Source organism: Rhizobium sullae, assembly GCF_900169785.1.
Taxonomy (GTDB): Bacteria; Pseudomonadota; Alphaproteobacteria; order Rhizobiales; family Rhizobiaceae; genus Rhizobium; species Rhizobium sullae.
Genome location: NZ_FWER01000084.1, coordinates 1 through 17,785, shown reverse-complemented (window position 1 = coordinate 17,785; position 17,785 = coordinate 1). Strand labels below are relative to the sequence as shown.

General features: G+C 59.1%; 19 protein-coding genes. 7 read left to right on the top strand and 12 right to left on the bottom strand.

What is annotated here, in order from left to right; all coding sequences use genetic code 11:
- Positions 1 to 219 precede the first annotated feature (219 nt).
- Positions 220 to 948 (bottom strand): response regulator, encoded by a 729-nt coding sequence (locus tag BN1800_RS36685; protein ID WP_087005467.1) that lies wholly within the window; start codon positions 946 to 948, stop codon positions 220 to 222.
- Between the two features lie 248 nt (positions 949 to 1,196).
- Between BN1800_RS36685 and BN1800_RS36680 the strand changes: the two genes are divergently transcribed.
- Positions 1,197 to 1,859 carry a Crp/Fnr family transcriptional regulator gene (locus BN1800_RS36680; protein WP_087005464.1) on the top strand — a complete coding sequence of 221 codons (663 nt, stop codon included), beginning with the start codon at positions 1,197 to 1,199 and terminating at the stop codon, positions 1,857 to 1,859.
- A 46-nt stretch (positions 1,860 to 1,905) separates the two neighbouring features.
- Here the strand turns inward: BN1800_RS36680 and ccoS are convergent, their stop codons facing one another.
- The 9 genes from ccoS to ccoN all read right to left on the bottom strand — a co-directional run bounded on the left by ccoS (position 1,906) and on the right by ccoN (position 10,167).
- On the bottom strand, positions 1,906 to 2,064 hold the full coding sequence (gene ccoS, locus BN1800_RS36675) for a cbb3-type cytochrome oxidase assembly protein CcoS (protein ID WP_087005462.1): 159 nt from the start codon (positions 2,062 to 2,064) through the stop codon (positions 1,906 to 1,908).
- A complete protein-coding gene (locus BN1800_RS36670) occupies positions 2,061 to 4,352 on the bottom strand; it encodes a cation-translocating P-type ATPase (protein WP_087005459.1) in 2,292 nt (763 codons plus the stop codon). The genes ccoS and BN1800_RS36670 overlap by 4 nt, the downstream gene beginning before the upstream one ends.
- Positions 4,349 to 4,846, bottom strand: coding sequence for a FixH family protein (locus tag BN1800_RS36665; RefSeq protein ID WP_087005454.1), 498 nt, complete (start codon positions 4,844 to 4,846; stop codon positions 4,349 to 4,351). Before BN1800_RS36665 ends, BN1800_RS36670 begins: the two co-directional genes overlap by 4 nt.
- Positions 4,843 to 6,420 (bottom strand): cytochrome c oxidase accessory protein CcoG, encoded by a 1,578-nt coding sequence (gene ccoG / locus BN1800_RS36660; protein ID WP_087005473.1) that lies wholly within the window; start codon positions 6,418 to 6,420, stop codon positions 4,843 to 4,845. The genes BN1800_RS36665 and ccoG overlap by 4 nt, the downstream gene beginning before the upstream one ends.
- 162 nt (positions 6,421 to 6,582) lie before the next feature.
- Complete coding sequence (locus tag BN1800_RS36655; protein WP_027509758.1) at positions 6,583 to 6,771, bottom strand: hypothetical protein; 189 nt, start codon at positions 6,769 to 6,771, stop codon at positions 6,583 to 6,585.
- 10 nt (positions 6,772 to 6,781) lie between these two features.
- The gene (gene ccoP / locus BN1800_RS36650) at positions 6,782 to 7,645 is read right to left on the bottom strand and encodes a cytochrome-c oxidase, cbb3-type subunit III (protein ID WP_087005452.1); all 864 of its coding nucleotides are present in this window, start codon (positions 7,643 to 7,645) and stop codon (positions 6,782 to 6,784) included.
- A 1-nt stretch (position 7,646) separates the two neighbouring features.
- A complete protein-coding gene (locus BN1800_RS36645; RefSeq protein ID WP_027509756.1) occupies positions 7,647 to 7,799 on the bottom strand; it encodes a CcoQ/FixQ family Cbb3-type cytochrome c oxidase assembly chaperone in 153 nt (50 codons plus the stop codon).
- A 10-nt stretch (positions 7,800 to 7,809) separates the two neighbouring features.
- Complete coding sequence (gene ccoO, locus BN1800_RS36640) at positions 7,810 to 8,541, bottom strand: cytochrome-c oxidase, cbb3-type subunit II (protein ID WP_087005449.1); 732 nt, start codon at positions 8,539 to 8,541, stop codon at positions 7,810 to 7,812.
- Between the two features lie 9 nt (positions 8,542 to 8,550).
- Positions 8,551 to 10,167 carry a cytochrome-c oxidase, cbb3-type subunit I gene (ccoN, locus tag BN1800_RS36635; RefSeq protein WP_087005470.1) on the bottom strand — a complete coding sequence of 539 codons (1,617 nt, stop codon included), beginning with the start codon at positions 10,165 to 10,167 and terminating at the stop codon, positions 8,551 to 8,553.
- 288 nt (positions 10,168 to 10,455) lie between these two features.
- On the opposite strand from ccoN, the gene BN1800_RS36630 reads away from it, so the two are divergent.
- From BN1800_RS36630 to BN1800_RS36610, 5 genes are all read left to right on the top strand, one after another.
- Positions 10,456 to 11,187, top strand: a complete 732-nt coding sequence (locus BN1800_RS36630) for a Crp/Fnr family transcriptional regulator (RefSeq protein WP_087005446.1) — start codon at positions 10,456 to 10,458, stop codon at positions 11,185 to 11,187.
- A 28-nt stretch (positions 11,188 to 11,215) separates the two neighbouring features.
- A complete protein-coding gene (locus tag BN1800_RS36625; RefSeq protein WP_087005443.1) occupies positions 11,216 to 13,141 on the top strand; it encodes a hybrid sensor histidine kinase/response regulator in 1,926 nt (641 codons plus the stop codon).
- Between the two features lie 332 nt (positions 13,142 to 13,473).
- On the top strand, positions 13,474 to 13,920 hold the full coding sequence (locus BN1800_RS36620; protein WP_087005439.1) for a pseudoazurin: 447 nt from the start codon (positions 13,474 to 13,476) through the stop codon (positions 13,918 to 13,920).
- Positions 13,921 to 14,009: 89 nt separating this feature from the next.
- Positions 14,010 to 14,537 (top strand): YcnI family copper-binding membrane protein, encoded by a 528-nt coding sequence (locus BN1800_RS36615; protein ID WP_244564785.1) that lies wholly within the window; start codon positions 14,010 to 14,012, stop codon positions 14,535 to 14,537.
- A 23-nt stretch (positions 14,538 to 14,560) separates the two neighbouring features.
- Positions 14,561 to 16,201: a copper resistance CopC/CopD family protein gene (locus BN1800_RS36610; RefSeq protein WP_087005433.1), complete on the top strand. Its 1,641-nt coding sequence runs from the start codon at positions 14,561 to 14,563 to the stop codon at positions 16,199 to 16,201.
- Positions 16,202 to 16,210: 9 nt separating this feature from the next.
- Here the strand turns inward: BN1800_RS36610 and BN1800_RS40950 are convergent, their stop codons facing one another.
- The gene (locus tag BN1800_RS40950; RefSeq protein ID WP_143534229.1) at positions 16,211 to 16,447 is read right to left on the bottom strand and encodes a hypothetical protein; all 237 of its coding nucleotides are present in this window, start codon (positions 16,445 to 16,447) and stop codon (positions 16,211 to 16,213) included.
- Positions 16,440 to 16,595 carry a 4Fe-4S binding protein gene (locus BN1800_RS36605; protein WP_087005431.1) on the bottom strand — a complete coding sequence of 52 codons (156 nt, stop codon included), beginning with the start codon at positions 16,593 to 16,595 and terminating at the stop codon, positions 16,440 to 16,442. The genes BN1800_RS40950 and BN1800_RS36605 overlap by 8 nt, the downstream gene beginning before the upstream one ends.
- 92 nt (positions 16,596 to 16,687) lie before the next feature.
- Between BN1800_RS36605 and BN1800_RS36600 the strand changes: the two genes are divergently transcribed.
- Positions 16,688 to 17,785, top strand: a 1,098-nt coding sequence (locus tag BN1800_RS36600) for a PAS domain S-box protein (RefSeq protein WP_143534228.1), incomplete at its 3' end; no start/stop codon positions are given.

Sequence of the window (17,785 nt, the reverse complement as noted above, 5' to 3'; positions counted from 1 at the left end):
GGCGAGGATGAAGCCCATGCCGCCGCCGATCACCGCCAGACGCTTCTGCTTGCGCGTCATTCCGTCTCCCCCTCCACCGCAACGCCGAGCTCGCGCCCCAGCGCAATCAGCTGCCTGCCCTCTTGGCCATAGGGAGTTGTCCCCTTCCGGAAGGATATACGGACTTCGACCGCGACCAACATTGACCGTCGTCAAATAAATCTGATGCCGCGATTACTGCTAGTGGCCGCCACCGGTAAACACATAGCCGATGCCGCGGACCGACTGGATGATCGTCGGGTTCTTGGGGTCCTGTTCGATTTTTCGGCGTAGCCTGGCAATTTGCGCATCGATCGTTCGATCGAATGCCTCCAGGTTGCGGCTGCGTGTGAGGTCCATCAAGGTTTCGCGTGAGAGAACCCGGCCGGGGTTGCGCGCGAAGACGAGAAGCATATCGAATTCACCGGTTGTCAGCGCTTTGTCTTTGCCGGAAGGGTCCGTTAACTTGCGCCGATGGATGTGGAGTTGCCATCCATCGAACTCCAGCACACCCTCGTCACCGGCCTGCGGTCCCGCCGGACGTTCGGCAGGCTGGCGGCGGCGCAACACGGTTCTCAGCCGGGCAAGAACCTCGCGAAGGTGGAATGGCTTGGCGATGTAATCATCGGCTCCGACCTCGAGGCCTACGACTTTGTCGGTCACATCGTCGCGGCCGGTGAGCATTAAAATCGGCACGTCCGAATTCGCGCGGACTTCCCGCACCAGCTGAAGCCCGTTTTGGCCGCCAGGCAAAACCAGATCGAGGAAAATGGCCGTAAAGTCTGTCTTAGCCAGCTCAGCATGCATGGCGGTCCCATTGGCGACGGCCGTGACCCGATATCCTTCGTCTTCAAAATAGCGGATCAGCATCTGCCGAATCCGGGCGTCGTCATCGACGACCAAAATATGCTCGGACTGCTTATCCGTCATTTCTACATTCCCTCGGGCTTTTCCGAGAAGACACTCGCGAACCGCCAGTTACTTTCCCCAATTATCGAATTTCTCGGGAAATGGGAACGCAACAGTCCCGCTTCTCCCAAAAGAATGGCCTAGCGGTTTGCAAGGACTGCGAAAAGTCCAGTTTTGCATGCTTTTCTCGCGCATGCGGTTGATCAAAATCAAACAGGAGTTCACTCACGCAGGTTAAATCAGGTTTGGAATTCACCGAGGGTAGGAAAATGTCCGTCGAGACCTCCGTATTGGCGCGTTCAAAGCTCTTTGCCGGGCTAGGCAGCAACACTGCCAACACGCTGCTCAAGCATGCAGAGATTATCAGGTTTGAGCCGCGTGATTTCATCGTCCGGGAAAACCAAAGAGCCGACGCGTTCTTTTGCGTGATCCAAGGCTATGTTCGCTTGTTCAAGACGAATGAGGTCGGCCGCGCCGCAGACATCAGGATCTGTGAACCGCGCGACACCTTTGCCGAGTGTCTGATCGGTGGCGGTGGTGTCTATGCTTACAATGCTCAGGCGGCAGATAATATTGTGCTTGCACGCTTCAACCTCGAGGGCGTGAGGCAGCTCGCCGAAGAGGATCGCGCTCTGGACCGGAACATCATGCAACTGATGGCCGATCATCTGCTTGTGACGATGGAATGCGTGGCCAGCGACCGTTTGCAGACCGCCCCTCAGCGGGTTGCCAACTATCTTCTAAGCCAATGTTCGCCTGGCAAACCAAGCGAAACCGTTCGCCTCCCCTATCAAAAGAGCCTGCTCGCCGGCAAGCTAGGCCTTGCGCCGGAAGCGCTTTCGCGTGCATTCGGCTCGCTCAAGAAAGCAGGCGTCACTGTCAGAGGCAGAACGGTGCGGATCGACGATATCGCCGCTCTGCGCCAGATGTAGAATAGCGCCGGCGACGATCCGCCAACTCTTGGCATCCGTCATAGCCTTAAGGCCGGGGCATCTTTTCATCCTCGTCATCGAGGATGCGCCATGACGCGCCTTCGAGATCGTCATATTGGCTGTTCTTCAGAGACCAGAGAAAACCAAAAAGACCCAAGCCGCCCATGAACAGAGCGATCGGAATGAGGTAGATCAACATGTTCATAGCGAAACGACCTCCACCGTCGAACGCTTCGTATTGCGGGCGGGATGTCGCCTGCCGGCTAACTTCGCTCTGTCGTTCAGACGCAGGGCATTTGCGACCACGATGAGCGACGATGTCGACATCGCCACGGCTGCGACCAGGGGCGTCGCGTAGCCCGCAATCGCGATCGGCACGGCAATGATGTTGTAGCCGATCGCCAGCGCGAAGTTCTGCCGGATGAACCGAGCCGCGCGGCGCGACACGGAAATCGCCTCGGGCACGGCCTCCAGACTGTCGTGCAGGAAGACGAGGTCTGCTGCCTGCCTGCCGACATCTGCCGCTGTCGCCGGCGCCATCGAGACATGGGCTACCGAAAGTGCTGGTGCATCATTGATGCCGTCACCGACCATCAGGATGCGATGGCCAAGCTTGCCCAGCCGTTCGCATTCCTCCATCTTCCCCCGGGGCGTCAATCCCGCCAGCCAGCGATCAATTTCAAGCGTCTTCGCCGTCGCCTCAACGACGCATTCCCGGTCGCCCGACATCACAACCACGGCAAGCCCCTGACGCGCAACGCTCTTGATCGTGCCATCAGCACCCGGCCGCAACGTATCCTCGAAGTAAAAGCGTGCGAGCTCGATCCCGTCCTTCGTTAGGACGACCTCGGAGAAAGCCTCGCTCTGTTGTGCGCCTCGGGGCCTTTCAGGGCAAGCGAAGGCCGCGTTGCCGAGACGGTAGATTCCATTCCCGGTTCCGGCTTCCAGCCCAGCGCCCGGGATCTCCTTGACCGCATCAAAAGCCAGGGCATGTAGCCCAGCTTCGCGTAAAAGCGCTTGCGACAACGGATGCCGGGAATGGGCGGCAAGACCAGCGGCGACGGCCAATTCGTAAGCACCGGCATCGGTGCGGTGGGCGAGACGGGGCCGGCCCATCGTCAAGGTTCCGGTCTTGTCGAACACGACCATATCGATCTCGGCCAAGCGTTCCATGGCCGAACCGTCCTTGACCATGATGCCCCGTCGGAACAGGGTCCCGGCAGCCACGACCTGAACAACGGGAACCGCCAGGCCCAGCGCGCAGGGGCAGGTGATGATCAAGACGGCGACCGCAACCAGCATCGCTTGCTTCCAGTCGCCGCCGATCAGGCCCCAGCCGAGAAAGGATATCAGCGCCAGAAGATGAACGGCCGGCGAGTAGTAGCTCGCCGCACGATCGGCGATGCGCCGGTAACGGGCCCGCCCGCCCTCTGCGGCTTCCATCAAGCCGATGATCTCTGCCAGCAACGAGTTCTTTGCAGTCGCTGCCGCCCTGATCGTCAACGAGCCCATCAGGTTCATCGCGCCGGATTTCAGTTCGGCACCCGTCGACACTGCCATCGGAGTGCTTTCGCCCGTGACAATCGACAAGTCGACCTCGCTCTGGCCAGCAACGACGGTGGCATCGACAGGAATGCGCTCGCCGGCCGGCACGGCGATCAGATCGCCGACATCGATTTCGTCCACCGGTGCGTAACGCTTCGAGCCGTCCGGGTTGATCAGCAGCGCGCCGCGCGGGGCAAGCCGCGCCAGGCCGGTGATTGCCGCGCGTGCCTTGTCGCGCATGACGTGATCGAGCGTGCGGCCGATCAACAGGAAAAATAGCAAAGATACCGATGCATCGAACCAGGCGTGTTCTCCATGGTGGATCGTTTCCCAGAGCGACATCGAATAAGACAGCGTCACGGCAAGCGATATCGGCACATCCATGTTGGTGCGGCCGTGCTTCAGAGCATTCCATGCGGACTGATAGAAGAAACGTCCGGCATAGATCAGCGTCGGCGCTGCGATCATTGCCGATATCCAATGGAACATGTCGCGCGTTGCAGCCTCGGCCCCAGACCAGATCGATACGGATAGCAGCATGATGTTTGCCGCTGCAAAGCCGGAGACGCCGACTGCGAGCAGAAGCTGATTGCGAACGCGGTCGTCGTCGCTCAAGTCAGCCGTGAACAGATGCGCGTGATAGCCGCAGGCCGTGATCGCAGACAGGATGCCGGCTGGATTGACCGGCTTGCCGTCCATCTCCTCGTACCACACGCAGCTAACGCGCTTTGCCGTGAGATTCACACGCGCGCTCTTGACATAAGGCAGCCGCGTGAGCGCCTTTTCGATCGTGGAAATGCAGGCACCGCAGTGGGCGCCCGGAACGCTGAAATCCGATTGCCTGAGACCGGAGCCCAGCGGTTGGCTGGCGAGCAGCGCCTCCTCGGCGCTTATGGCGTTGCTGCTCAGTGACAGCACGCCTTCGGCATCCATGGTGCAGCATGTCATTGGACGAACCCCGCGGTATTGATCCTCAGGGCCTCGTGCATCACGGTCGTGCCCTGATTCTTCGAAATGACTTCAACAATCCAGTCGCCCGACAGGATGCGGCGGCGTGCCTCGAAATGGCCGTCATGGCTCTTCGGCAATTCGATGACGAAGTCCTCGTGGTCCCCGACCGGCCGCTTGAAATGCGCCGTGACCTCGTCAGCAGCGGCGGGGAAACCGTCGCGATTGTGCAGCTCATAGACGATCAGCCCGTCATGAAGCGCGAACTTGCCAGAAACGCCGCTCATGGCCATAGCGCGCATTGCCTCCGCCTTCTTGTTGAATTCCTGGCTCGCCACATAGGTGTTTTTCACCACGAGCCCGCTCCAGCTCGATGAGGCGTACCAGGCCATCGTCATGTTGACGGCAATAATGATGCCAAAGAAGGTAAGCATAATGAGGAGCATATGTCGGCCGGTAAAGCCTTTGCCGCCGGTGATCGGATAGTCGCTCATTTCCTGGCTCCTGGTGCATTGAAGGCGGCTTTGTAGACCGAGCTATCCGTGCCTGCCGGGTCGTTGGCCACGAAGAGAAATTCGCTGACCGCACTGGTGGCATTCTTGGCTGTGACGAAGACCTTGAGCGCCATTGCCGTGTCGGGCTTCGTTTCGATCATGAATTTTCGGCCTTCCCCCGTCGATAGTTCCGGAATTCTCATCGTCGCACCGTCCATTCCTTCGAGATGCAACGCAATCGTGCGGGGCTGCGGCAGCATGTTGAGAATGCGAAGCGTGTAACCGTTGCGGACCGAGCCGTCTGATTCCAGCACGAACTGCGGGTTTCTGTCGTGCACGACGTTGAGGTCAAGCCGCTCGCGCAGTGCGAGATGGACAAGCATACCGACCCCTGCCGCTGCCCAGACGGCTGCATAGAAGATCACGCGAGGCCTGAAGATGACGCGCCAATTGAAATGCCGGACTGCTGCGACGAAGTCTCCGCCGTCGTCGCGAACGCGCTGGGGCTGCACGCCGATTTTCCCGTTGTCGGTAGCAAGCGCCATGTTGGCTGCATATTCGCTCAGCGTCGCATAGGCGATGAGGCCGCGCGGCTTGTTCAGCTTGTCCATGACGCCATCGCAGGCATCGATGCAAAGCGCGCAGGTGATGCATTCCATTTGCTGGCCGTCGCGGATGTCGATGCCCATCGGACAGACGGCCACGCAGGCGTTGCAATCGACGCAGTCGCCAACGGCCTGGCCCGAGAGGGCCGCCTTCTTGGCATGGCGGGAGCGTGGCTCGCCGCGCCAGTCATTGTAGGTGACGACAAGGGAGTTTTCATCGAGCATCGCGCCCTGGATACGGGGCCACGGGCACATGTAGGTGCAGACCTGCTCGCGCATCAGTCCGCCGAGCACATAGGTGGTTGCAGTGAGCGTTGCGACGGTTGCATAGGCGACCGACGGCGCCTGGCCTTTCAGAAAACTCAGCGCCAGCGTTGGCGCATCGGCAAAGTAGAAAATCCAGGCGCCCCCGGTTGCAGCACCGACGACAAGCCAACTCACGTGTTTGGTGACGCGCTTCACCAGCTTGCCGGCGCTCCATGGCGCATTGTCGAGCTTGATTCGAGCGTTGCGATCGCCCTCGATGGCGCGCTCAATGACGAGAAACAGATCGACCCATACCGTCTGCGGACAGGCATAGCCACACCATGCTCTCCCGACCGCGGAAGTCACCAGGAACAAGCCGAAGCCCGCCATGACAAGCAGGCCGGCCACGTAGAAGAATTCCTGCGGCCAGATCTCGATGAAAAAAAAGAAGAAACGGCGGGATGACAGATCGACCAGGACCGCCTGATCGGGCGCGTAAGGACCTCTGTCCCACCGAAGCCACGGCGAGAGATAATAGATCCCGAGCGTGATCAGCATCGCGATCCATTTGAACCGCCGGAAACGGCCTTCCGCCCTCTTGGGAAAGACCTTCTTGCGCGCGGCATAAAGTGGCTGACGATTGCGCGCGGCGTTGACCGGCTCTACGTGAAGATGTTCGACGGTCTTGTTGTCGCTCGGGCTCGGGGCGGTGTAGAGGTTCATGATCAGCATCCGTCATTGATGCGCCCTTGTCGCATTCCGCAGCGCCGCCTTCCTTGACGTAGGTCAAGAAGCAGGCCGAACGACAAATGCAAAAAAGCCACGCCCAAAGGCGTGGCCAGGAGGGAACTGCAGAGGGAGAGCCCTGCAGGGGACGTCTGCTTATTAGCGGCTTGTGGTCGAATGATCCTTGAGGCAAGTCAAACTGATCATCGCTTGGCCAAGTTTTTCGGATTCTTCCTTTTCTTCGTCTGCCGTGACAGGCACTTTGGCCCGGACGGAGACGCGCGTGTGGACGACCGAGCGCGGTGTTCCATAGAGCGAGATCAGCGGATTGCTATCGTGTGTCGACATGATTGAGCCCCTATTTTCCACCGCCCAAGGAATAGACGAAGACGGTGAGTTCCTTGACGGTCGTATCGCCGAGGCGGGCGGACCAGGCCGGCATCATTCCGTGTTTCGGCGCGCTGATCTGGCGGGCGACTGCTTCTTCGCTCTCCCCCTTCAACCAGATGGCATCAGCCAGATTGGGCGCACCCATGTCAATGTTGCCCTTGCCGTCTTCCCCGTGACAGGCCGCGCAATTGTCGAGATAAGGCTGTTTCCCGGCCCTTGCCATCTCCGGATCGGAAGGCGCTTTTGTCAAGCTCCAGACATAGGCAGCGACATTGCGGGTCTGCGTGGCATCGAGGATATCAGCAAACGCCGGCATCTCGGACACATGGGTGTCGCTGTCACCGTCAAAACGGACGCCATGGGCGATGGTCTTTCGGATTGATTCAAGATCGCCGCCCCATAGCCAATCGTCGTCATTCAGATTCGGGAACCCCGGACCACCGGCTGCGCCACTGCCGTGGCACTGCGCGCAGTTGACCTTGAACGCTGAAGCGCCGCCGGAGATGGCGAATTGCCGCAGATTGGCATCTGCGTCGATTTCGCCGACCGTCTTTGCGGCGATCTGGTCGAGAAACATGGTCTGGGCTGACATTGCCGTTTCCACCTCCTGCGTAAGATCGGCGCGGCTCGAAAAGCCGAGCAGCCCATCGGTGGCCTTGGTCAAAAGTGGAATGGAAGGATAAGCAATGGCATATCCCACCGCCCACAAGATCGTCGCATAGAACGTCCAGACCCACCACCGCGGCATGGGATTGTTCAGCTCGCGGATACCGTCCCATTCATGCCCGGTGGTTTCGACGCCGCTGAGTTCATCAACATGTTTGTCCGACATATCAGTCATCCTTCAAGGGTATGCTTGCGGCTTCATTGGCGCTTTCCCTGCTGCCTGGACGGAGCGTGAAAAGGACGACGCCGATGAAGAACAGGGTCATGGCAAGAAGGCCCCAACTGTCGGCGAAGTGGCGCATTGCGGTGTAGGTTTCCATGGCGCGTTCCTCAGCGATATCCGGTTGCATCGTCATAGGTCGAATAGTCGACCAAGGTGCCAAGCATCTGTAGGTAAGCCACCAACGCGTCCATCTCCGTCAGCTTCGAAGGGTCGCCGTCGAAGTCACCTGTCTTGGCCTTCGGATAACGTTCGAGCAGCGCTGTGGTGTCGGCGTTCGGATCGGCCTGCATTTTCATATCGGCCGCGGCGTTGGCGATCATGTCCGGCGTGTAGGGCACACCGACAATTCCGTTTGCCTTGAGATCCATGCCGACATCCTTGACCGCGACCTCGTTGGTCTTGAGAAAGGCGTAGCCCGGCATGATCGATTCCGGCACGACCGCGCGCGGATCGGCGAGATGCTGGACCTGCCATTCATTCGAATAGCGACCACCCACGCGTGCAAGGTCAGGTCCGGTACGCTTTGAACCCCATTGGAAGGGATGGTCGTACATAGATTCGGCGGCGAGCGAATAATGTCCGTAGCGTTCGACTTCGTCGCGGAATGGCCGGATCATTTGGCTGTGGCAGACGTAGCAGCCCTCGCGGACGTAGATATTGCGGCCGGCCAGCTCCAGCGGCGTATAGGGACGCATTCCCTCCACCTTTTCGATCGTGTTCTGCAGGTAGAACAGCGGCGCGATTTCCACGATGCCGCCGACGCTGACAACCAGGAGTGATCCCACCAGCAGGAGCGTCGCGTTCTTTTCTATGATCTGGTGTTTCTCAAGTATCGACATGGTCGTTCCTCACTCGGCAGGCTGGGCGACGAGAGCACCTGGCATCGGTGCCTCGTTGCGTTGGTAACCACAGATGGTCATGTAGACATTGAATGCCATGATCAGACCGCCCGCGAGGTACAGAGCGCCACCCACGGCTCGCAGCAGGTAGTATGGGAACATTGCAGCGACGGTCTCGGCGAAGGAATAGACGAGGAAGCCCTGGCTATTATATTCGCGCCACATCAGGCCCTGCTGGATGCCGGCAACCCAAAGCACGGCGGCGTAAATGACGATGCCAAGCGTCGCGAGCCAGAAATGCCAGTTGACCATGCGCAAGCTATAGAGACGCTCCTGTCCCCAAAGCTTCGGCGTCAGGTAATAGATGGCACCGAAGGTGATCATGCCGACCCAGCCGAGTGCGCCCGAGTGGACGTGACCGATCGTCCATTCCGTATAGTGGCTGAGCGAGTTGACAGCCTTGACCGACATCATGGGACCTTCGAAGGTCGACATTCCGTAAAAGGCGATTGCCATGATCATCATGCGGATGATCGGGTCTGTGCGGATCTTGTCCCAGGCGCCCGAAAGCGTCATCAGGCCGTTGATCATGCCGCCCCACGACGGCATCCAGAGCATGACGGAAAAGACCATGCCGAGCGTCTGCGCCCAATCCGGCAGCGCCGTATAGTGCAAATGATGCGGACCGGCCCAGATATACATGAAGATCAGGGCCCAGAAGTGGATGATCGACAGGCGATAGGAGTAGACCGGCCGGTTCGCCTGCTTCGGTACGAAGTAATACATCATGCCCAGGAAGCCAGCAGTCAGGAAGAAGCCGACTGCGTTATGGCCGTACCACCACTGGGTCAAAGCGTCCTGAACGCCGGAGAATGCTGAATAGCTCTTCGAGCCGAGCAAGGAGACCGGCATCGAGAGGTTATTGACGACATGCAGCATCGCCACCGTGACGATGAAACCGAGGTAGAACCAGTTCGCGACATAGATGTGCGGTTCCTTGCGCTTCAAAAGCGTCCCTAGGAATGCGAGCAGATAAGCGACCCAGACGATCGTCAGCCAGATGTCGACATACCATTCAGGCTCCGCGTATTCCCGCCCCTCGGTGATACCCAAGAGATAGCCAGTGGCGGCCATGACGATGAAGAGCTGGTAGCCCCAAAATACGAACCAGCCGAGGTTGCCGCCGAAGAGGCGGGCCCGACAGGTTCTCTGGACGACATAGAAGGACGTGGCAATCAACGCGTTGCCGCCGAAAGCGAAAACGACAGCGGATGTGTGGACCGGCCGCAGGCGCCCAAAGTTGAAATACGGAGCGATGTTCAGATCGGGATAGGCGAGCTGAAGCGCGACAACGACCCCAACGAGAAAGCCGACCACGCCCCAAAATACGGTGGCGATGACACCATACCGAACAACGTCGTCAAAATATTCGGACGAAGCTGGCTTCGGCCGCTGGGCAGCCGGTGCGAAATTAACGCGGCGGAGAAGCACAAGCGTGCTTCCCATCAGCACGAAGAACAGCACCCACATATGTGCTGCAAAGAGGTGGTCGTGCGCGAAAGCAGCGCCGAGCAGCGCGAAGAACGCGAACGCGGCGATTGCCACCGTTTCCGTCATATAGTTCATGTCGTTGTCCCCAAGCACAGACGATCACGCAGAAGCGTAATCTTCTTTCCGATCTTGTAGGGGGAGAGCTGACACGAGCGCCGGGGCCGATCCTTGATCTATGTCAACGATCGCAACACGGGCGGCGGGCGCACGCTGACTTTTATGGATTATTCTGCATCTTCCCTCGCGAATCTGTTGCTCTGTTACAGACTGTTACACTTTCGCACCAATATGCACGCTGCGAGCATTCCCGCGTAACGCGAGCCGTTTTTACTGCCCTCATCAAACGGGACAGAGGGTTCAAAAATGTTGATGCAAAAAAATATCGCGTTCGAAGCTGTCAAGGGCTCGATGGCCGACAATTCGGGACAAATGTCCCTGAAATCGCTTTTTCATTCCATTCCGCAGGAAGTGCTTCAAACCGGCAAGGCCCTGTTCTGGGAAGGCGACGCGGCGAACCATCTTTTTGAACTCGTCGACGGCGTTATGCGCCTCTACCGCATCATTGGCGACGGCCGGCGCGTGATCACGGCCTTTCTGTATCCGGGCGACCTCGTCGGCACGTCGCTCCAGGAGCGCTATCTCTACACTGCCGAAGCCGTCACGGATTGCAAGATTCGCCGCATCGCGCGGAAGAACTTCCACGACGAAATCTTCCGCTCCGCCTGTCTTCGTCCTGATTTCATATCGCTGCTGTGCCAGGAAATGGCTGCTGCTCACGATCAGATGGTGCTGTTGTCGAAGAAGAATGCAGAGGAACGCTTGTGCAGCTTCCTGCTCCAGCTCATTTCCCGAGACATGACGAACGCGGCAGGCGACCTTGTGACGCTGCCGATGAACAGGCTCGATATCGCCGACTATCTTGGTCTCACCATCGAGACGGTGTCGCGCACCATCAGCAAGCTCGCCAGCCGGAGCGTTCTCGTCCCGGTCGGACGCCACGACATGAAGATCCTGAGTCTGAAGCGTCTCGTTCAATTGTCCGGCAATGGGGATGATTTCTCTCTGGAAAATTGCCATAGCTGCAGTATTCACTAACAGGCTCGGGACAAACGAGTTGAACACTATGCCGCATCGCTTCATTTCACCGCGCACAGCATCAAAGCAAGAACTGGACGCCATCGTCCGCATCATGGGCGGCGCCAACAACATCATCGTGCACGGCTTTGACGGCGTCATTACTGAATGGTCGGCCGGCTGCGAAAACATGTACGGCTGGACGCGCGAGGAGGCTGTCGGCAAAGCCGTTGACGACCTGCTTGCTTCGCAGGTTCGCGAGCCGCGCGAAAGCGTCAGCGAGCAGCTGCGTCAGCAAGGTTACTGGCAGGGCGAAATCATCCATCGTCACAAGAACGGCTATGATGTCTATGTCACGTCGCGTTGCATGGTGGTGAATCTTTCCGACGGCGAAGCGGACATCATCCAAACCAACAATGACATCAGCGACCTGAAGCGGGCCGAAAGCGAGGTCAACGCGCGCGAGGCCCACCTCCGGTCCATTCTCGCAACGGTTCCCGAAGCGATGATCGTGATCAATGAGCGCGGTATCGTCGTTTCTTTCAGCACCGCCGCAGAAAAACTCTTCGGTCTTAAAGCAGACGACATCTGCGGCCGGAATATCAGCAATCTGATGCCAAACCCCGATCGTGACGCCCACGATGGCTATATCTCGCGCTACATCAAGACGGGCGAGCGCCGCATTATTGGCTACGGCCGGGTGGTGACCGGTCAGCGGGCCGACGGATCGAAATTCCCGATGGAGCTTCACGTCGGTGAGACCACGGCAAATGGCGAGCGGATATTTACAGGCTTCGTCCGCGATCTGACGGGCAGGTACAAGATTGAGGAAGATCTCAGGCAGGCGCAAAAGATGGAAGCCGTCGGGCAATTGACAGGGGGGATTGCCCATGACTTCAACAATCTTCTGACGGTGATCAGCGGCAATCTCGAAATGATCGAAGCGAAGCTTCCGGAGGGGCCGCTCAACGTGCTGCTGCGGGAGGCGCAGGACGCGGCCGGCGATGGCGCAAAACTGACGGAGCAACTTTTGGCGTTCGGGCGCCGCCAGCCCCTCAATCCGACGCTTGCGGACCTCGGGCAGCTGGTATCGAGCTTCTCCGATCTGTTGCGGCGGACGCTTGGCGAAAATATCGACCTGAAGACGGTCATCGTTGGTTCGAACCACAATGTGCTGGTCGACAGTTCCCAGCTGCAGAACGCGCTTTTGAACATCGCGCTGAATGCCCGGGACGCAATGCCGCGCGGCGGCAGCCTGACAACGGAGATCAACCGCGTCTATCTCGATGCGGACTACGCAAAGATGTATCCGCAGGTGCGCACTGGAAACTTCGTTCTCATTTCCGTCACCGATACAGGTGTAGGCATGTCGGATGAAGTCAAGGAACACGCCTTTGAGCCGTTCTTCACCACCAAGGACGTTGGTTCCGGTACTGGCCTCGGCCTCAGCATGGTCTACGGCTTCGTGAAGCAGTCAGGCGGTCACCTGCAGCTCTACAGCGAGGTCGGGCACGGCACGACGATCCGTATCTATCTTCCCTGGGTACAGGCAGCAGCGGCAAAAGTTGGGGCCTCCGATACGAAACCCGACGCGCGCGATGTGCTGCCGGGCGGCGCCGAGACCGTGCTGGTGGTCGAGGACGATGCGCGGGTGCGCCGGGTTGCCGTCGCGCGCCTGTCGTCGATGGGCTACAAGGTCATCGAGGCGAGCAACGCGCAGACGGCGCTGGAGATCCTGGCCGAAGATCCCACGATCGCCCTTCTGTTCACAGATATTGTCATGCCCGGCGGCATGACAGGCGACGAACTTGCCAAGGAGGCGCGCCTCATGCGCTCCGACCTGAAGATCCTCTTTACGTCGGGCTACGCTGAACCGGGTCTCGGCGGCCGCGAATTTGCAACGCCCGGCCGCTGGCTGCGCAAGCCCTATACGGCAAAGGATCTGGCCGTGCGGGTTCGCGAATTGCTGGACTGATCATCCTCAAACTGCCGGAGCGCTGATCGACGGAGCGTACGCGTAGCCGGTCGTCAGCGCTCAGAATCAATAAGCCACCGACGATCACAGGCCGAGCGATCGTGACGCCCGATGGCGAAGGCAGGCGTTGCTGTCCGTTGCGGCGCCGCGGATCGGCTCACGGCCTTCAGTATTTCAAACACCATCTCCCCTCAGCATTCAGCCGTCATCGGCAATCATCTGTTTGGGATGTTGATGGCTCTATTTGACCAACGTCAAAGAAGCACCCGCGCAACATGGCTATCACAGCAGCCGACGGCCAGTTCGGCCATCGTTCAACTAGGAGATATGAAATGCGTTCGATATTTGCGGGTCTCTTTGCCGCGACGGCCGTGCTTGCTGGTACCACCATGCCGTTGATGGCAGCCGACCACCAAGTGCAGATGCTCAACAAGAGTGCTGCCGGCGCCATGGTATTTGAGCCGAGCTTTACCAAGGTCGCCCCCGGCGACACTATCACCTTCGTCCCGACCGACAAATCTCACAATGTCGAATCCTTCAAGGGTCTGATCCCCGAGGGCGCAGCCGCGTTCAAGTCGAAGCCGAACGAGCAGGTTCAGATCAAGTTCGATGCGCCTGGCGCCTATGTGATCAAGTGCACGCCGCACGTCGCCATGGGAATGGTCGCGTTGGTCCAGGTCGGTGACGCGCCGGCAAATCTTGAAGCCATCAAGACCGCAAAGCTTCCGAACATGGTTCGCAAGCGCCTCGATGCGGACATTGCCAAGATCACCCAATAGTCCCGCGTAGCGCTTCAATGCCGGCAGCTGGGCTGAGATGGCCCAGCGCCTGCAAGCCGCCAGCGGCAATCGCCCCAGGGAGAGTGACAGTGCTTAAATCATCCCTTATCACACTTGGTCTTTGCCTTGCAGGCGCGGCTTCGGCCAGCGCCCATGTCACGCTTGAAAAGGCGGAAGCCCCTGCCGGCAAAGCCTACAAGGCAATCCTGCGCGTTGGACATGGTTGCGACGGCAAGCCGACCACCAAGTTCCGCGTTCAGATTCCGGAGGGCATTCTCTCGGTCAAGCCGATGCCGAAGGCAGGCTGGACGATCGAAAAGGCCACGGGCAAATATGCAAAAGCCGACCCGCTTTATGGCAAGCCGGTAGCCGAAGGCATTACGGAACTCGTCTGGTCCGGAGGCAGCCTTGCCGACGACGAGTATGACGAATTCATATTCCGCGGCGTCGTTGCCAACGAACTCGCCGCCGGAACCAAGGTCTATCTTCCTGTTGTCCAGGAGTGCACGGATGGCGCCGCCGAGCGGTGGATCGATATTCCGGCCGCTGGCAAGACGTCGGACGATTACGAGGCGCCGGCTCCCTTCTTCGAGGTCATCGAACAGCCGCATTCTTGAGAAAGTGCGATCGAGGAACTGCCATGGCTGAGTTGCGAAACCTGATCACGGCGCCTTCCTCAATTGCCGTGGTCACTTTTCTTCGGTTTGCGGTCCTCGTCATCCTGACAGCGCTATTCGAGCCGGCCGCGGCATTTGCCCATGCCTCCCTCGTCAGATCGATGCCCGCCCAAGGGGCGGTGATTGCGGCACCGCCCCGCGCGATTGTTTTCGAGTTCAACGAAGCTGTTGCTCCTCTCGTTCTGACCGGAATTGCGCCGGACGGGAGCAGCCGATCGTTCTACGCGACAGCTGACGGCACAAGACTTGTGGTTTCCGATCCAGATATCCAGGCGCTCGGAACCTACCTCTTCAGTTTCCGTGTCATCTCCGAAGACGGCCACCCGGTTGCCGGCACCGTCGCCTTCTCGATCGGCGCGCCGAGCGCATCACTCGGAACCGTAACGGAACCGAAATCGGCTGCGCTGCACTGGTCAATTTGGGCGACGCGTTGGCTGCTTTATCTCTGCTTTTCCTTCGCAATCGGAGGCGCCTTTTTTGAAAGCTGCCTGAAGAACACAGCCCCTGCATCCAGTCTCAGCCGGACCTGGGCGCCGCCGCTTGGCCTGGTACTTCTCGCGGGCTCTGCCTACTTGCAGGGCCTTGACGAACTTGGTTTTCCACTTGCGTCAAGACCTCAGCTTGCTCCGTTCCTTCTCGCTCTCCACGGCGGTTACGGCATCTCGATAGCCTTTGGTGCAGCAGCGTTTTTCCTTGCCTGGCTGCCGTCGATGCGCCCGCATGGAGATGGCAGCCGTTGGATCGGATTGATCGCGTTGCTCGCCGCGGCGGCTGCTTTTTCATCGACCGGCCATGCAAGCACGGCCGAACCGAGGTGGCTGGCGCGTGCGGCGATCTTCATTCACAGCGGCTCATCGATGTTCTGGGTCGGCAGCCTGCCCGTTTTGCTGAGTCGCTGTCTCGGCGCGAAGCGCAAGGAAGAAGACGTCCTACGCGTCTTTTCGCGTCTCATCCCGCTTCCTCTTACCGCCCTCATTTTCTCTGGCGCCGTCGTCATCGGCCTGCAGGTTCCGAAACTGTCGTCCATGTGGACTTCATCCTACGGCCTGATTTTGACGATCAAGCTGCTGTTCGTCATAACCTTGCTCGCCGTGGCCTACTTCAATCGGTTCTGGCTCACGGCGCCGGCCATTCTAGGCGACGAGCGCGCCCGTCTGAGGTTGCGCCGCTCTGTCTCTGCCGAAGTCGTTATCGTGGTGGCGATCCTCGCCGCTGTCGCCGGATGGCGTTTTGCCGAGCCGCCGCGTGCTGCATTGGCAAGCCAACCGGCGAGATTGCATGTGCACTTGCACTCTTCGAGCGCAATGGCGCAGCTTGAGATCGCCATTCAATCGGCCGGCACCGGCTCGGCGTCGATCTCGGTCACAGACCAAGGGCACCGCGTGATGGCCGTAAAGGAGGTTGCACTACGGCTTTCAAACCCGGAACAGGGAATAGAGCCGTTGAAGTTCAAGGCCACTGCGGCAGCCGACCGCAGCTGGATGGTCGACGCCATCCCCTTCATCCGCAGCGGGCGATGGGCGGTGACGGTCGATATCCTGATATCGGATTTCAAAGCAGTTCAGCTGGATGGGTTGGTCACCGTTCCTGAAATTCGGCCCTGATGATGTCCCTCATCTTGCACCGGAGCAGCAGAAGAACGACAATCTCCATTGCCAACGCAGCTTTCCATACGCGGAAACACCAGTCTTTCGCCTGCGTCGTCTCCAAAACAGGAAGGCGCCGCCGGCATGACCATGGACTTTGACGTTTTCCATCCCTGCAAGCGCGGCCAGTAAACCCTCGGGGCGTGCCGGCATCGCGGCGACTACGGCGCTCGAAATATGGTAGGGCAATTCCGGCTCAGACATCGGCGCTCTCCGCTCCACGCGCTCGAAGAGCGATCGCTCCGACGGGACAGACCAGCAGACATGCGCCACAGCCTAGGCACGTCCCGTCGTTCAGTTCAGGAAAAAAACGGACTGCCGATGCGTCAGCCTCTTTCGGAACACCGAACACAGGCTTTACCGTGAACCATGTTAATTATTGTCTCGACCAGCTGGGGAAGCTAAAGCTCTGGCCGCACTTTAAAAATTTTAGATCGGACCCAAATGGCAGACGAACTAGAACCGTCACTCGCCGGGCAAGCATCCAAGCTTCGGGCAATTTTGCAATCGGCGCTTGACGCCATCATTACGATTGATAGCCGCGGCTCCATAACCACCGTCAACCCGGCAACCGAGAAGCTGTTCGGCTATGAGCAGTCCGAATTCCTCGGGCGCAATGTCAATTTCCTGATGCCGGAGCCTTATCATCGCGAGCACGATGGGTATATCAGCAACTATCTTGCCACCGGACGCCGCAAAATCATCGGGATCGGCCGCGAGGTGACCGGGCGTCGCCGCGACGGCAGCACCTTTCCGATGCATCTGGCTGTTAGTGAATTTCAGATCGACGGTGAACGCCATTTTACCGGTATCATTCACGACCTGTCGGCGCACAAGGCGACCGAGCGGGCCTTGCGCCAAGCCCAGAAGATGGAGGCCATGGGGCAGCTTACCGGCGGCATCGCCCACGACTTCAACAATCTCTTGACGGTGATCGTCGGCAATCTGGAGATGCTCGAGGCGCGGCTAACGACGACAGACCAGCGCGAACTGGCACAAGAAGCGCTGGATGCGGCCGAACTGGGCGCTCGCCTGACCTCTCGACTTCTGGCATTTGCCCGCCGCAGTCATCTTGAACCTGAGATCGTCAATCTGAATACCTTCGTTCTCGGGCTCTCGGAAATGCTCCACCGCACACTTGGCGAGACGGTCTTGCTCAGCACGAGTCTTGCCGCTGACCTTTGGCCCGCCAGGGTAGATCCATCACAAGTCGAAAGTGCCATCGTTAATCTTGCCGTCAATGCAAGAGATGCCATGCCTAGTGGCGGGCGGCTCGTGGTCGAGACCCAAAACACCCGGATCGACGAGCATTTCGCGGTTGAGCTTGAGGGCCTCACCCCCGGTGATTATGTCCGGCTTTCTGTCTCCGATACAGGCATCGGCATGCCTCGCGCCGTACAGGAGAGAGCCTTCGAGCCGTTTTTCACGACCAAGGAAACGGGCCGCGGCACCGGTCTCGGTCTCTCGATGATCTATGGCTTTGCCAAACAATCAGGTGGCCATGCCAGCATCTATAGCGAGGAAGGCAAGGGAACGACCGTC